13 protein-coding genes are annotated in these 15,212 nt (G+C 62.9%); all 13 read right to left on the bottom strand.

Annotated features, from left to right (window positions below; genetic code table 11):
- Window positions 1–74 precede the first annotated feature (74 nt).
- Window positions 75–908, bottom strand: a complete 834-nt coding sequence (urtD, locus tag BM70_RS0118230) for an urea ABC transporter ATP-binding protein UrtD (RefSeq protein ID WP_177326563.1) — start codon at window positions 906–908, stop codon at window positions 75–77.
- Window positions 905–1,972: an urea ABC transporter permease subunit UrtC gene (gene urtC / locus BM70_RS0118225; protein WP_025857308.1), complete on the bottom strand. Its 1,068-nt coding sequence runs from the start codon at window positions 1,970–1,972 to the stop codon at window positions 905–907. The genes urtD and urtC overlap by 4 nt, the downstream gene beginning before the upstream one ends.
- Window positions 1,972–3,474, bottom strand: a complete 1,503-nt coding sequence (gene urtB / locus BM70_RS0118220) for an urea ABC transporter permease subunit UrtB (protein WP_025857307.1) — start codon at window positions 3,472–3,474, stop codon at window positions 1,972–1,974. The genes urtC and urtB overlap by 1 nt, the downstream gene beginning before the upstream one ends.
- Before the next feature lie 141 nt (window positions 3,475–3,615).
- Window positions 3,616–4,881 (bottom strand): urea ABC transporter substrate-binding protein, encoded by a 1,266-nt coding sequence (gene urtA, locus BM70_RS0118215; RefSeq protein WP_025857306.1) that lies wholly within the window; start codon window positions 4,879–4,881, stop codon window positions 3,616–3,618.
- 187 nt (window positions 4,882–5,068) lie between these two features.
- The gene (locus BM70_RS0118210; protein ID WP_025857305.1) at window positions 5,069–6,079 is read right to left on the bottom strand and encodes an iron ABC transporter permease; all 1,011 of its coding nucleotides are present in this window, start codon (window positions 6,077–6,079) and stop codon (window positions 5,069–5,071) included.
- On the bottom strand, window positions 6,076–7,023 hold the full coding sequence (locus tag BM70_RS0118205; protein ID WP_025857304.1) for an ABC transporter substrate-binding protein: 948 nt from the start codon (window positions 7,021–7,023) through the stop codon (window positions 6,076–6,078). The genes BM70_RS0118210 and BM70_RS0118205 overlap by 4 nt, the downstream gene beginning before the upstream one ends.
- Entirely contained in the window at window positions 7,020–7,808 is a 789-nt protein-coding gene (locus BM70_RS0118200) for an ABC transporter ATP-binding protein (RefSeq protein WP_025857303.1), read from the bottom strand. The genes BM70_RS0118205 and BM70_RS0118200 overlap by 4 nt, the downstream gene beginning before the upstream one ends.
- Complete coding sequence (locus BM70_RS0118195) at window positions 7,808–9,916, bottom strand: TonB-dependent siderophore receptor (RefSeq protein ID WP_025857302.1); 2,109 nt, start codon at window positions 9,914–9,916, stop codon at window positions 7,808–7,810. Before BM70_RS0118195 ends, BM70_RS0118200 begins: the two co-directional genes overlap by 1 nt.
- 152 nt (window positions 9,917–10,068) lie before the next feature.
- On the bottom strand, window positions 10,069–11,451 hold the full coding sequence (locus BM70_RS0118190) for a PepSY domain-containing protein (RefSeq protein WP_025857301.1): 1,383 nt from the start codon (window positions 11,449–11,451) through the stop codon (window positions 10,069–10,071).
- 114 nt (window positions 11,452–11,565) lie between these two features.
- The gene (locus tag BM70_RS0118185; protein ID WP_025857300.1) at window positions 11,566–13,626 is read right to left on the bottom strand and encodes a TonB-dependent copper receptor; all 2,061 of its coding nucleotides are present in this window, start codon (window positions 13,624–13,626) and stop codon (window positions 11,566–11,568) included.
- 93 nt (window positions 13,627–13,719) lie between these two features.
- Window positions 13,720–14,121: a DUF2946 domain-containing protein gene (locus BM70_RS0118180; RefSeq protein WP_025857299.1), complete on the bottom strand. Its 402-nt coding sequence runs from the start codon at window positions 14,119–14,121 to the stop codon at window positions 13,720–13,722.
- Between the two features lie 11 nt (window positions 14,122–14,132).
- On the bottom strand, window positions 14,133–14,615 hold the full coding sequence (locus BM70_RS0118175; RefSeq protein WP_025857298.1) for a copper chaperone PCu(A)C: 483 nt from the start codon (window positions 14,613–14,615) through the stop codon (window positions 14,133–14,135).
- A 47-nt stretch (window positions 14,616–14,662) separates the two neighbouring features.
- Window positions 14,663–15,058 (bottom strand): DUF2946 domain-containing protein, encoded by a 396-nt coding sequence (locus tag BM70_RS0118170; RefSeq protein WP_025857297.1) that lies wholly within the window; start codon window positions 15,056–15,058, stop codon window positions 14,663–14,665.
- Window positions 15,059–15,212: the final 154 nt, after the last annotated feature.

The following is a 15,212-nucleotide window of genomic DNA, read 5'->3' as shown; positions in this document are numbered from 1 at the left end:
GCGGTGTATCAGTTACACCGAGTTGCCTGTATCGCAGGCAAGCCCGCTCCCACATAAAGCAGTCCGTGTCCGGGTCAGCGACCGAGGTACACCTCGATGACGCGTTCGTTTTCCTGCACCTGTTCCAGCGACCCTTCGGCCAGCACGCTGCCCTGGTGCAACACCGTCACGTGGTCGGCAATCGAGCCGACAAAGCCCATGTCGTGTTCCACCACCATCAGCGAGTGCTTGCCCGCCAGGCGCTTGAACAGTTCGGCGGTGAATTCGGTTTCGGCGTCGGTCATGCCTGCCACCGGTTCGTCCAGCAGCAACAGTTGCGGGTCCTGCATCAGCAGCATGCCGATCTCCAGGAACTGCTTCTGGCCGTGGGACAGCAGGCCCGCCTGGCGATGCACCGAGTCGGTGAGGCGGATGGTGTCGAGCACTTCATCGATACGGTCTTTCTGCTCGCCGCTCAGGCGGGCGCGCAGGCTGGCCCACACCGACTTGTCGGTCTTTTGCGCCAGCTCCAGGTTTTCGAACACGCTCAAGGCTTCGAACACCGTGGGTTTCTGGAACTTGCGGCCGATGCCGGCCTGGGCGATCTGCACTTCGCTCATGCTGGTCAGGTCCAGGGTTTCACCGAACCAGGCCTTGCCGTGGCTGGGCCGGGTCTTGCCGGTGATCACGTCCATCAGCGTGGTCTTGCCCGCGCCGTTGGGGCCGATGATGCAGCGCAGTTCGCCGACGCCGATGTACAGGTTCAGGTCGTTGAGCGCCTTGAAACCGTCGAAGCTGACGCTGATGTCTTCCAGGGTCAGGATAGTGCCGTGGCGAGTGTTCAGGCCCTTGCCCGCGGCCTGGCCAATGCCGATGGCATCGCGGCCGCTGCCTGCATCGAAAATAGGTTCAAGCATGACGTTCCTCATTTCTTCAGCAGGCCGATGACGCCCTTGGGCAGGTACAGGGTGACGATGATGAACAGCGCCCCGAGGAAGAACAGCCAGTATTCCGGGAAGGCCACGGTGAACCAGCTTTTCATGCCATTGACCACGCCGGCGCCCAGCAGCGGACCGATCAGCGTGCCGCGCCCGCCCAGGGCTACCCACACGGCGGCTTCGATGGAGTTGGTCGGCGACATTTCGCTGGGGTTGATAATGCCCACCTGCGGCACATACAACGCGCCTGCCAAACCACACAACACGGCGCTCAACACCCACACGAATAGCTTGAAGCCACGCGGGTCGTAGCCGCAGAACATCAGGCGGTTCTCGGCATCGCGCAGTGCCGTCAGCACCCGGCCGAACTTGCTTTGCGCCAGGCGCCAGCCGATGTACAGGCTGGCGACCAGCAACAGCACCGTGGCCACGAACAACACGGCGCGTGTGCCCGGCTCGGTAATGCCAAAGCCGAGGATGCTGCGGAAATTGGTGAAGCCGTTGTTGCCGCCGAAGCCGGTCTCATTGCGGAAAAACAACAGCATTCCGGCAAAGGTCAGGGCCTGGGTCATGATCGAGAAATACACACCCTTGATCCGCGAGCGGAAGGCGAAGAACCCGAACACCAATGCCAGCACACCTGGCGCCAGCACCACCAGGCACAGCGCCCAGAGGAAGTGCTCGGTGCCGACCCAGTACCAGGGCAGTTCGGTCCACGACAGGAACGTCATGAACGCCGGCAGCTCATCGCCGGACGCCTGGCGCATCAGGTACATGCCCATTGCATAACCGCCAAGGGCGAAGAACAGGCCGTGGCCGAGGGACAGCATGCCGGCGTAACCCCATACCAGATCCAGCGCCAGGGCGACGATGGCGTAGCAGAGGATCTTGCCCACCAGCGTCAGGGTGTAGGCCGAAATATGAAATGCGTTGTCTGGTGGCAGCAGCGATAGCAAAGGCAGCGCCAGCAGCACGACCAGGATCAGCGCGCCGACGGCAATCGTCACCTTGGGGCCGGCCTTTTGCGTGGCCGTGAGCATCAATGGCTGGTTCATCAGTCGATCACCCGTCCTTTCAGTGCGAAGAGTCCCTGCGGGCGTTTCTGGATAAACAGAATGATCAGCGCGAGGATCAGGATCTTGCCGAGCACGGCACCGATCTGTGGCTCCAGGATTTTGTTGGCGATACCCAGCCCGAAGGCTGCCATGACGCTGCCGGCCAACTGGCCGACGCCACCGAGTACCACCACCAGGAACGAGTCGATGATGTAGCTCTGGCCCAGGTCCGGGCCGACGTTGCCGATCTGGCTCAGCGCTACGCCGCCCAGACCGGCGATGCCGGAACCGAGGCCAAACGCAAGCATGTCCACGCGGCCGGTAGGCACGCCGCAGCAGGCGGCCATGTTGCGGTTCTGGGTGACGGCGCGCACGTTGAGGCCCAGGCGCGTCTTGTTCAGCAGCAGCCAGGTCAACACCACCACGAACAGTGCGAAAGCGATGATCACGATGCGGTTGTAGGGCAATACCAGGTTGGGCAGCACCTGGATGCCGCCGGACAGCCACGCGGGGTTGGACACCTCAACGTTCTGCGCGCCGAACACCAGTCGGACCAACTGGATCAGCATCAGGCTGATGCCCCAGGTGGCGAGCAGGGTTTCCAGTGGCCGGCCGTACAGGTGACGAATCACCGTGCGCTCGAGGGCCATGCCGATGGCGGCGGTGACGAAAAACGCGACGGGCAGCGCGATCAGCGGGTAGAACTCGATGGCCGCCGGCACATAGCGCTGCATCAGCAACTGCACCACATAGGTGGAGTAGGCGCCAAGCATCAGCATCTCGCCGTGGGCCATGTTGATCACGCCGAGCAGGCCGAAGGTGATCGCCAGGCCCAAGGCGGCCAGCAGCAGGATCGAACCCAGGGACATGCCGCTGAAGGCCTGCCCGAGGATCTCGCCGACCATCAATTTACGTTTGACTTGGGCCAGGCTGGTCTCGGCGGCAGTGTGCACGGCAGCATCGCTTTCGACGCCGGGCGCGAGCAGTGCTTCAAGGCGCGTGCGGGCCAGCGGGTCGCCGGTGCTGCCGAGCAAGCGCACGGCGGCCAGGCGGACCAGAGGGTCGCTGTCGACCAGTTGCAGGTTGGCCAGGGCCAGGCTGAGGGCGGTGTGCACGTCCTCGTGGGTCTCGGCGGCGACTTGCTGGTCGAGGAATTTGAGCTGCGCAGGTTGCGCGGTTTTTTGCAGGGTTTGTGCGGCGGCCAGGCGTACCTTGGGGTCGGCGGCGAGCAGTTGCTGGCTGGCTTGCACGTTGTCGATCAGGCCGCGCAGGCGGTTGTTCAGGCGTACGGTCTTGGTTTCACCGTTGACGGTGAGTTGACCTTGTTGCAGGGCATCCACCAGCTCGATGCGCGCCGGGTCGGGCTGGGCGGCCCAGTCCTGGAGCAGCTTGGCTTGTTGCATCGGGTTGGCGGCCAGGAAGTCTTCGGCGTCGCCGGCGTGTGCGGCGAAAGGCAGCAACAGCAGGGTAGCCAGGATGAAGCGGTAGAAGGCAGTGGGCATATTCGTGGGCCTTGCTCGAACTAATGTGGGAGCTGGCTTGCCTGCGATAGCGGTGCATCAGACACACCGAGTCGTCTGCATCGCAGGCAAGCCAGCTCCCACAGGGTGTGTGTCGGCACTCAAGTGCCGACACCCCTCGGATCAGTTGCTCTTCACCGCATAGTCCGGCTTCTTGTCATTGCCAGGAATGTACGGGCTCCATGGCTGTGCGCGGATCGGTTCCTGGGTCTGCCACACCACCGAGAACTGCCCATCGGCCTGGATCTCGCCGATCATCACCGGTTTGTGCAGGTGGTGGTTGGTCTTGTCCATGGTCAGGGTGAAGCCCGATGGCGCAGCGAAGGTCTGGCCGGCCAGTGCTTCACGCACTTTGTCGACGTCGGTGGACTTGGCTTTTTCCGCCGCCTGGGCCCACATATGGATGCCCACGTAGGTGGCTTCCATCGGGTCGTTGGTCACGGCTTTATCCGCGCCCGGCAGGTTGTGTTTCTTGGCATAGGCTTTCCAGTCCGCAACGAACTTCTGGTTCACCGGGTTCTCCACCGACTGGAAGTAGTTCCACGCCGCGAGGTTGCCCACCAGCGGCTTGGTGTCGATGCCGCGCAGTTCTTCTTCACCCACCGAGAACGCCACCACCGGCACGTCGGTGGCCTTCAGGCCCTGGTTGGCCAACTCCTTGTAGAACGGCACGTTGGAGTCGCCGTTCACCGTGGAGATCACGGCCGTCTTGCCACCCGCCGAGAACTTCTTGATGTTGGCAACGATGGTCTGGTAGTCGGCGTGGCCGAACGGGGTGTAGACCTCTTCGATGTCTTTGTCCGCTACGCCTTTGGAGTGCAGGAACGAACGCAGGATCTTGTTGGTGGTGCGCGGGTACACGTAGTCGGTGCCGAGCAGGAAAAAGCGCTTGGCGCTGCCGCCTTCTTCACTCATCAGGTATTCCACCGCCGGGATTGCCTGCTGGTTCGGCGCTGCACCGGTATAGAACACGTTCGGCGACATCTCTTCGCCTTCGTATTGCACGGGGTAGAACAGCAGGCCATTGAGCTCTTCGAACACCGGCAGCACCGATTTACGCGACACCGACGTCCAGCAGCCGAACACCACCGCGACCTTGTCCTGGGTCAGCAACTGGCGGCCTTTTTCAGCGAACAGCGGCCAGTTCGATGCTGGGTCCACGACCACCGGTTCGAGCATCTTGCCGTTCACACCGCCCTTGGCGTTGATCTCGTCAATGGTCATCAGTGCCATGTCTTTCAGCGAGGTCTCGGAGATCGCCATGGTCCCGGACAATGAGTGCAGGATGCCGACCTTGATGGTCTCGGCGGCCTGTACGGTCCAGGTCAGACCCATGGCGGCGATGGATGCCGAAAGAGTGAAAGCCTTGATCAAGCTGCGACGCTTCATGGTGCAGTCTCCGTGAACTCAACATTGTTATGAGGGGGACAAAGTCGAGGAGGTGATTGCAAGCGCTGTGCCTAGTCGGGAAAAGGCATGAAATAGTCGTTTCGCCCTGGGCTGTGCGCGGGTGGCGCACCATGAAATGGCAGGCAGGGGCGCCAGGTGCATTGATGTGCGCCACAACGGGGCGCGCTCAGCGCTTGCGCATCAGACCGATAAAAAACAACCCGCCAATCGCCGCCGTTGCCACGCCGATGGGCAGGTCTTCAGGGGCGATCAGGGTGCGTGCCGCGACGTCTACCCACACCAGGAAGACGCTCCCGATCAGCACGCATACCGGCAGCAATCGCCGATGCTCGGCGCCGACCAGGCGCCGCGCAATGTGGGGCACCATCAGCCCGACAAAGCCGATGGAGCCGCTGATGGACACCAGCACGCCAGTCATCAGGGAGGCCACCAGGAACACGTTCAATCGCACGTTGCGAGCATTGAGCCCCAACGTCACGGCGGTCTGCTCGCCGGCCATCAAGGCATTCAACGGTCGCGCCATACCCACGAGCAACACGAGTCCCAGCAATACCGTAAACGTGGGGATCGCCAGCAATTCCCAGCGGGCGAGGCCGAGGCCGCCGAGCATCCAGAACATCACCGCCGATGCCGCGCGATGGTCGCCCATGAACAGTAGCAGGTTGGCCACCGCCATCATCACGAATGACACAGCCACCCCGCACAGCAGCAGGCGATCGCTCTCCAGCCGGCCGTTGCGGCTGGCCACTGCCAACACCACCAGCATGCTCGCCAGCGCACCGATAAATGCAGCGATGGGCAAGGTGAGCAAACCGATGATTTCCCCCACATGCAGCACCACGATCACCGCACCGAGGGTGGCGCCGGAGGTCACTCCCAGCAGGTGCGGGTCAGCCAGCGGGTTGCGCGTCACCGCCTGCAATACCGCGCCGATCAAAGCCAGCCCCGCGCCTACCAGCGCGCCCAGCAGCATGCGCGGCACGCGGATCAGCCACACGATATGTTCCTGCCCCGTGGTCCAGTCCACCTCGCCCAGGCCGAATGCCTTGTTCAGCAAAATCCGCCACACCACGTCCACCGGCACCCGTGCCGAGCCGAACCCCAGCGAGACCACGCAGGAGACCAGCAACAGCGCGCCAAGGGCGACCAGCAGCAAGGCGTAGCGACGGTTGGTCATTCGCCGTGGAACCCTTTGGCCAGGGTTTCCACCGCCAGCACGTTATCGATGCCCGGCGTCGCCTGCACGTAGGGGATCACGATAAAGCGCTGGTTCCTGATGGCGTCCACCGATTGCAATGCCGGGTTGTCGAGCAGGAACTGTACTTTTTGATCGGCCGTGATTTCGCTGTAGTCGACGATCACGATCACCTGCGGGTTGCGTTCCACCACGGTCTCCCAATTGACCCGGGTCCAACTGGCGTCGATATCCTCGAGAATATTGCGTCCGCCGGCGGCGTCGATCAGTGCTTGCGGCATGCCCAGGCGGCCGGAGGTCATGGCGCGGTCCTCGCCGCTGTCGTAGAGAAACACCCGTGGCTTGTCGGCGGGCAGGTCTTTCTGCACGTCGGCGACCTGTGCCTGCATCTGTGCAATCAGCGCGTTGGCGCGGTCCTGCACATCGAAGATCCTGCCCAGGTTGCGCAGGTCGTTGTAGGTGTCTTCCATGGTCGCGGCGGGGCGCTTCATCACGAACGCGCACGATTCGGTCAGCTCATACACGTTGATGCCCAGCGGCTGCAAGGTTTGCGGCGTCAGGTCGCCGCCCACGCGCATGCCGTAGTCCCAGCCGGCAAAGAAAAAGTCGACGTTGGCGTTCAGCAGCGTTTCCACCGACGGGTACTTGCTCGCCAGTTCCGGCAGACCGTCGAGCATCTGCGCCATCTCCGGCGTCACGGACTTCCAGCCGGTGACGCCGCTATAGCCGGCCATGTGCGACTTGAGCCCCAGCGCGAGCATCATCTGCGTCATGTTGATGTCGTGGCTGACCGCGTGTTGCGGGGCTTCCTGGAAGGTCACGTCACGGTTGCAGCTTTTGACGGTCACCGGGTAATGGGTCGCTTCGGCGAGCACTGACGTAGCAGCGAGTAGCAGAGCAACAAGGGAGAAGGCGCGCAGGGTCATGGTTGGGTTATCCAGGTGATTCGGGGGTAGCCGGACAAGGGATGGGTGTCGATCAACGCCTCAACGCCAAATACGTCACGCAGCAGGTCGGCGGTCAGCACTTCATGGGGCGTGCCGCTGGCAACCACGCGGCCGTGGTCGATCACGTAGAGACGATCACAAAAAGCGGCGGCCAGGTTCAGGTCATGGATGCTGGCCAGGGTGCCGATGTTCAAGCGCTTGACCAGTCGCAACAGCTCCAGCTGATAGCGCGGGTCAAGGTGGTTGGTCGGCTCGTCGAGGATCAGCAGTTGGGGTTGCTGGGCCAGGGCGCGGGCGAGAATCACACGCTGTTTTTCACCGCCGGACAGGGTCGCGAAGGCATGGTCTTCGAAGCCCTGCATGCCGACCGATTCCAGCGCACCTTGAACAAGCTGGCGGTCCTGCAGTGTGTCGCCATCGAACAAGCGCTTGTGGGGCGTGCGACCCATGGCGACCACTTCATCCACGCGCAGGCCAAAGGCATCAGGAAACTCCTGCAGCACTACGGCGATGCGTTGCGCGCACCACTTGGCGCTTTGTTTCCACACGTTCTGATGCGCCAGTTGCACGGTTCCCTGCTCCGGTTTGCTGAACCGATAGGCACAGCGCAACAGGCTGGTCTTGCCGCTGCCATTGGGGCCGATCAGCCCGACAAATTCCCCCGCACCGACCTGCAGGCTGGCGTCACGCAGTTGGAACTGGTGATGGCAGTGCCCGTGACCCATGGGGGCCCAGCCCAGGTCGGTGAGGGTGAGTGAAGTCATCAGAAGGTGTAGTCCGCCGTGACGAAGAATGAGCGCGGTTCACCCAGGATCCACTGTTGGCCGTCGTTGTACTGGCTGACGGCGTAGGTGCGGTCGAACAGGTTGTTCAGCTGCAGGCCCAGGGTGGTGTTGCGCAGGGCTTTCCACGACACGGTGGCATCGACCACGGTGTAGCTTGGCAGCTCGTTCTGGTTGGCCATGTCGGCGTAACGTGCGTCGACATAACGCACGCCGGCACCGGCGCGTATGTCGTCGGTCACGGTCTTGCTCAGCCACAGGTTGGCGGTGCGGCGTGGTACGTCTACGGGGCGGTTGCCATCGCGGGACACTGGCACGCCACCGACGTCCTGCGTGAAGTCGTCGTACTGCGCGTGGACGATGGCCGCGTTGGCCTGCAACTGCCAGGCGTGTGGCAGTTGCAGGTCGAGGCTGGCCTCCAGGCCGCGTGACGATTGTTGGCCGACTTGCTGCTTGAGGTCCGGGTCGCCCGGTACGTCAGTGAGCAGTTTTTTCTTGACGATGTGATACGCCGCCAGCGTCCATTCGCCACGCTGGTCCCAGAAGGCCTGCTTGATGCCGATCTCGGTTTGCTTGGCGGTGGACAGGTCAAACTGTTGCTGGCTCGGGCTCAGGGAAATCAGGCCGCCGACGCCATCGGTGCTGGTCGCGTATTGGCCGTAGACCGAGATGTCCGGCGTGATCGCATAGACCAGGCCGGCCTTCCAGTTATTGCCGGTGAGGGTCTTGTCGGACTGGCTGCCGGTGCGCAGGTCATCGCGGTCGACGTGGGCGTAGTCGCGGCGGATGCCGGTGATCAGTGACAGTTGGTCGGTGAGTTGCAGGCGGTTTTCGGCGAAGCCGGCAACAGTCTTGGTGGTGGTGGCAAACAACGGTTTGAACGGGTCCTGGCTTTCGAACTGGCCGGGCGCCGGGTGGTTCACGTCGATGGGCTGGCCACCGGGGAGCACGTCGTCAAACGGCGAGTTGCTGGCCAGGCGGAAGCGGATGCGGTTGTATTCCACGCCGGCCACGGTCTGGCTGTCGAGGCCGAACAGGGTGTGCTTGAAGGTAAAGGCCTGGCGATCGCCGACTTGTTCCTGGTTGTGCTTGATGCCGAAGTTGCCGCTGCGGGTCAGTTGGCCGTTGGTGAAGTTGTAGTTCTCGGCGTTCTGCCAGCGGCGCTGGTTCTTCAGGTAGAACAACTCGTTGGTGGCGCTGACGTTGTCGTTGATCTGCCATTCGCTGGTCAGGCGCGTCCATTGGTCGTTGTAGTGCTGGGTGTCGTTGCTGACGTTGTAGTTCTTGTCGCGCAGGCCTTTGTGCAATTGGCCGTTGATCAGAGGCGTGCCGAAGTAGTTTTGCGGGCGCTGGTCGCCGTAGTCGCTGGCCAGGGTGAAGCTCAGGTTGTCCGCCGCCTGCCAGCGCAGGGCGCCGCTGACGAAGTCGCTGCTGGAGTCGCCACGGTCGATGAAACCGTTGCTGCGCAAGCGGTTGAGGTTCAGGCGATAGCTCAGGGTGTCGGTCAGCGAACCGCCGCTGTCCAGGGCTTCCTGCTGGCGGTCATAGGAGCCGTAGCCCAGGCGAATATGGTTTTCGATCTCGCCGGTGAAGGGCTTTTTCGGCACGGTGTTGATCACCGCACCCGTGGCGCCTTCGCCGTACAGCACCGAGGCCGGGCCGCGCAAAACGTCTACGCGCTCCACCGACCAAGTGTCGACGGGGAAGGTCGAAGTGCCCATGCCCATGTACATGCGGTTGCCGTCGTACAGCTGCATCACCGAGCCCTGGCCGGTAAAGCCACGGGCTGACAGCGAAGTACCACCGTCGCCCGGCGAGCCGGTGCGGCTGATGCCGGTGGCGCGGGAAATCGCATCCTGCACGCTGGCATCGCCACGCTCGCGGATCTGCGCGCCGGTCTGGCTTTCGACACTGCCGGGGGTTTGCAAGGCCGTGAGGTTCAGGCGCGAACCGGCGGTGGTCGGAGTGTTCAGGTCGACGCGTTCGTCATCCACGGCGGGCGCGGTGACGGGGCTGGCGGGCAGGGTCAGGGCCTGGGCACTGTTATGCAGGGCAAGCAGGCACAGGCCGGATGCAAGGTACTTGTTCATCGGACGGAAAATCGCTTCTTCGAGGCAGTGCTCGCCGTTGGGTACGGCGAGCTGAGGTATGCAGAAAGTGTTATAAGTTAACACTTCCTACGTCTTGGGCGAAAGCCCGCCTAAGACTACATAACGCCTCTATGTAGGGCATCTCGCCTACTTCATGTCGAACCTGAGGCAGATTCACGTTGCGCAAAGAATCGCGACAGCACCAGGCGGTCCAACGCCCAAACGAGGATCAAAGAAGCGCCAACAAGAGGAAAAATGACTGCCAGCCCGAGCATGATCAGCATCGCGGTTTTCCACTTCGGCAAGTCATGGCGCAACGGCGGAACACCCAACCCGCCTTGTGGCCTGCGTTTCCACCAGATCACCAGGCCGCTGACGGCGCTGAGCAGGATCATCAGGCAGATCAGCAGCACGAGCAGTTGATTGACCCAGCCGAACATCTTGCCTTCGTGCAGCATCACACCGGTTTCGGTGGCGCGTGCCACCAGGTTGTAATGTTCCCAGCGCACATCGGCGAGGACCTTGCCGGTGTATTGGTCCACATGCAGGGTGGCGTCATTGCGTGGGTCGTTGGCGAATACTGCGACGGTGAATACGCCTTCGGCAGTGGTGGGGAAGGTGATGCTGTAGCCGGGCTCGACCTTGCGTGCGGTGGCCAGGTCGACCACCTGTTGCAGGCGCAGGAGAGGCGCCGCCGGACCGTGGCTCATGGCGCCGTGCTGCATGTGCTCGGCGTGGTCGCCGGACATCGGCATCGGCGTGTTTTCCATGGCCCAGGGTACGGTTTGCTGGCTGGCAGTGTTGAGGATGCGCGCTTGTTGGTCGGACTGCGGCACGTTGTTCCACATCGCCGCCGGAAAGCGATTCCACAGCTCGGCGTATTGCTTGCCCCAGAAGCCGGTCCAGGTCATGCCGCTGAGCAGCATCACCAGTAAAAATGCGGCGCCCCAGAAGCCGACGACCGCGTGCAGATCACGCCAGAGTACGCGACCACGGGCAGAGAAACGCGGCCACAACACGCCGGCCGAAGACTTGCCGCGCGGCCACCACAGGTACAGGCCCGACACCACCAGCATCACGCCCCAACCGGCGGCGAGTTCCACCAGGCGATCGCCGACGGTGCCGATCATCAATTCCCCATGCAGTGCTCGGGCGATGGCCTGCAGGTTGTATTTCGAATCCTGCTCGCCCAGGACCGTGCCGCGATACGGGTCGACGAAGACCGTGACTTCGCGCCCGCCGTTGTGCACCACGAACTGTGCGCTGCTGGTGGCGTCGGCCGGTGGCAGGTACTTGCTGATCACGGCCTTGGGATAGGCCGCCTGGGCCCGTTGCAATTGCTCGTCGGCGCTCAGGGCGTGCTCGGCGGTTTGGACCTTGAGCAGGTCGCCGTACATCAGCGGGTCGAGCTGGGGTTTGAGCAGGTAGATGATGCCGGTCAGGGCCAGCAGCACCATGAAAGGGGCGACGAAGAGTCCGGCGTAGAAGTGCCAGCGCCAGGCCAGGTTGTAGAAGGATATTTTTTGAGTGGTCATCAGGTGCTCCGCAAGGCTTGTTATTTATCCGGTCAGACCTGCAGGAGCCGGCTTGCCGGCGATGGCGATCTAACTGACGCCGTCGCCGGCAAGCCGGCTCCTGCAGGGGGGGCGTCAGAAGCTCATGTCCACCTTGGTCCAAAGGGTCCGGCCCGGCTCCTTGATGGCCTGCGGGTCGCTGGCCGGGTAGCCGAACCCGGCGTTGCCGGCCAGGTTCAGGTGCTCGGCATAGGCCTTGCCGAACAGGTTGTCGACGCCGGTGCTGACCTTGAAGTGTTTATTGATGCGATACGCCGCATTCAGCGAGAACACGCCAAAACCGCCGCTCTTGTCGAAGTCCTTGCCGACCACGTTGCCCTTGTTCGGGTCGACGCGGTTCTGCGCCGCGACCACACGCCACAAGGCCCCGGCACTCCAGTCGTCTTCGCTGTAGGTGAGGCCGAAACGTGCATCCAGCGGCGGCATCTGCGGCAGTGCCTTGCCGTCGCTGCTGTTCTTGCCCCAGGCATAGGCGAGGGTGGCGTCGGCTTTCCAGTTGCGCGTCAGCTTGTACGCTGCGCCCAATTCACCGCCCATGATGCGCGCATCCACGTTACGCGCCTGGGAAGTGGTGCCCATCATGCCGGGCTTGTAGTCGAACAGGATGAAGTCCTGCACTCGGCCGATGTAGCCCGAGGCCCAGGCTTCAAGGTCCTCGGCCTTGTACTGCGCGCCGAAGTCGAGTTGGGTGGTTTTCTCCGGCTTCACGCCGTCGAAGGCATTCACCGAACCGACCGCGCCGGTGTTGGGTGAAAACAGCTCCCAGTAATCCGGGAAGCGCTCGGAGTGGCCCAGGCCTGCGTAGAGGGTGGTGGGGCTGTCGGCCAGGTCGTGTTCATAACGCATGAAACCCGACGGCAAGGTGTCGGCGCGGGTGTCGTCGGCGGTCGGGTTGGTACGGCTGCTCATGCCTGAGCCCGTGGTTTGCCGGAAGTCCTTGGCCGAAGCGCGGTCCAGGCGTGCGCCGGTGATCAGGCGGTCGCGGTCGGCGGCGTACCAGGTGAGTTCGCCAAACACGCCATAGTTGTGGAAGTTGGCGTCCTTGTTGCGCGGCAGATCCTTGTAAGTGTCGATGCCCATGCTACTGCGCTGGCGATGTTCGTTGGTCTGCGCATCCAGGCCGCCGATCAGTTGCACATCGGCCCATCGCCAAGTGGCCTTGATCCGCGCGCCGAGGGTGCGACGGTCGACGTTGGAGGCCATCGGCCCGGCCATCATCCCGGTGCCCGACGGCGTGCGCAGGCTGTAGTTGTCCATCACATGGTCGGCGTAGTTGTAATAGACCTGGGCCTCGACCTTATCCAGCACCTCGCCGAGGTTGGATTTTTCAAAGCGCAGGCCGAGGCTTTCGCGCAGGAACTGTGAGCCATCCATGCCGCGTCCGGCGTAACGCGCTTCGCCATCGCCACGGCCGGCGGTGAGTTCCAGCAGGGTGTCGGCGTCGGGGGTGAACCCGACCGCCACATCACCATTCCACTTGTCGTAGCGCGAGGCGACGGTTTTGTTATTGCCGTCCTTGTAGTCGTCGGCATGGGCCTGGTTGCCGATTACCCGCACATAACCCAGTGGCCCGCCGGCAGCAGCATCGATGACCTTATCGAAGCGCCCGTTGGAACCGGCCAGCACGCTGGCGTTGACCCGCGTGCCCAGCTCGCCGAACTGCTCCGGCTCGCGGTCGAACAGGATGGTGCCGGCCGAAGCGCCGGGGCCCCACAGCACGGTTTGCGGGCCTTTGATCACGGTGAGTTTGTCGTAGGTTTCCGGCGAGATATACGAGGTGGGCGCATCCATGCGGCCGGGGCAAGCGCCGAGCATCATGCTGCCGTTGGTGAGGATATTCAGGCGTGAGCCGAACATGCCACGCAGCACCGGGTCGCCATTGGTGCCGCCGTTGCGCACCAGGGCGAAGCCGGGGATGGTCTTGAGGTAATCGCCGCCATCGCTAGCGGGCACCGGCTGGCGTGGGTCTTTCGGGTTGGTGATAACGGTCAGCGGCGAGCTGGGGGCAATCGCGGTGATCACGGTCGGGCTCAGTTCATGCTCGTCAGCGTGAGCGTGGGGAGCCAGCAATGCGCTGCATAAGGCAGCGAGCACGGGGGTATATCCCAAACGGGTGTCAGCAGAAAACCTGGACATGACAAATTCCATCAATCATTCGTAAACAACACGGCCAGCAGCCTGCGGCTGTCTGTCTAAAGTCGGCCGGGGTGAAGTAACGGTGTGACGTGCTTACGAGGCGACGGGCGGGGCGCGGCTGCGGGCGCCGGGGAAGATGCTCCGCCGGGCATGGCCCAGGCGGGTGGCGGGGGTGAGGGCGTTAGCCGGTGGCGGGCTGCTCAGGGCAAAGGTTGAAATGCCGCCGGGCAGGGCGGGGCAGCTATAGAGCAGGTCGCAATAGCCGCACTTGGACCAGAGGGCGTGGTGTTCGTCAGGGGCTTGCTTGTGATGGGATTCGCCGTGGTCCATCGGCATGTCCATGGACATGTTCATCGACATACCGGCGTGATGATCCATCGGCATCGCTTGGGAAATCAGCGGACCGATAAAGATCATCAGCATGGCGAACAGGCTGATCCAACTGCCGCTTCTCAGGCGGGCGTGTGGAGACAACCTGGCGCGAGGGGCGCCCATCGAGTGTCAGCCTATTGCGCGTGCTTATGTTCGTGTGCGGCCATCGGCGGCACTTTCTGCACCGACACTTCCACCTCGACCCTGCCGGCTTTTTCGAAGGTGAGGGTCAGCGGGAATTGCTTGCCGTCGGCCAGCAGGCTGCGGTCCTTGAGGCCCAGCAGCATCACGTGATACGCCATGGGCGCGAAGGTCAGCTCGCCCTTGGCCGGTACGGCGACGCTGGGCACCTGCTGCATCTTCATCAGGTCGCCCTGCATCACATGCTCATGCAGCTCTGCCTTGTCCGCCACCGGCGTGTCGACGCTGAGCAGGCGGTCCGCCGTTTCGCCGCTGTTATGAATCACGAAATAGGCAGCGACAGTCGGCGCATTCGGTGGCAATTCCTGGGACCAGGGGTCGCTGACCAGCAGGTCGCCAGCCTTGTAGTCATCGGCATTGGCAGCACTGAACACCGGCAGCAGCAACGCAGCCAGAAGCAGGGAAGATTTGAGCATGGCAGTTCTCCAGAACGGTTCTAAACGCAGTTCACTTGCGAAGAAGATCAGACCGTTGGAGAGGCGCGGGGGTTGAGGCTCGGCCATTGCTGGCGCGGGGTAGGGCTTTGCAGCTGGGGCGGCGGCAAACTCTGTGAAGTATTGAATTGGGTGAGATACAACTGCGGCACATGCCCCGGCAACGCCACCAACGGCGCCGAGCCCGAGCAACACCAGCAATGCTGCATGGTGGAATGATCGTCCTGCTGCGGCGCCGGAATCTCCAGCTTGCCCAGGGCGATGGTCTTGAGGCTGGCGCCATTGGACGAACAGAAGCTGCCCCACAGCAACTGCCGGACCGGGTCGCTGGACTGCTGCATCGCGCTGGCCATCGGCATGGCAAAGGCGTTGAACAGCACTGCAAGGCAGGCGATCCAGGCAATTGCAAAGCGTTGACGGGCCATGGCGGACAATCCGTAGGGTTAAACGATCAGGCGGGTATTTAGCCTGATCGGGGGGGATAAGTAAAAAGGGGCGGTGTGGTTTGGTGTCGCAGTGCCAGTGGTTGAGGATAGACGGGAACTGAAAGGTTGCCGATATCAAGGGCAACGCGGTGCT

Source organism: Pseudomonas sp. CHM02 (genome assembly GCF_000612585.1).
Classification (GTDB): Bacteria; Pseudomonadota; Gammaproteobacteria; order Pseudomonadales; family Pseudomonadaceae; genus Aquipseudomonas.
Note: the sequence above shows the minus strand (reverse complement) of the source record. Positions and strands in the feature narration are given on the sequence as shown.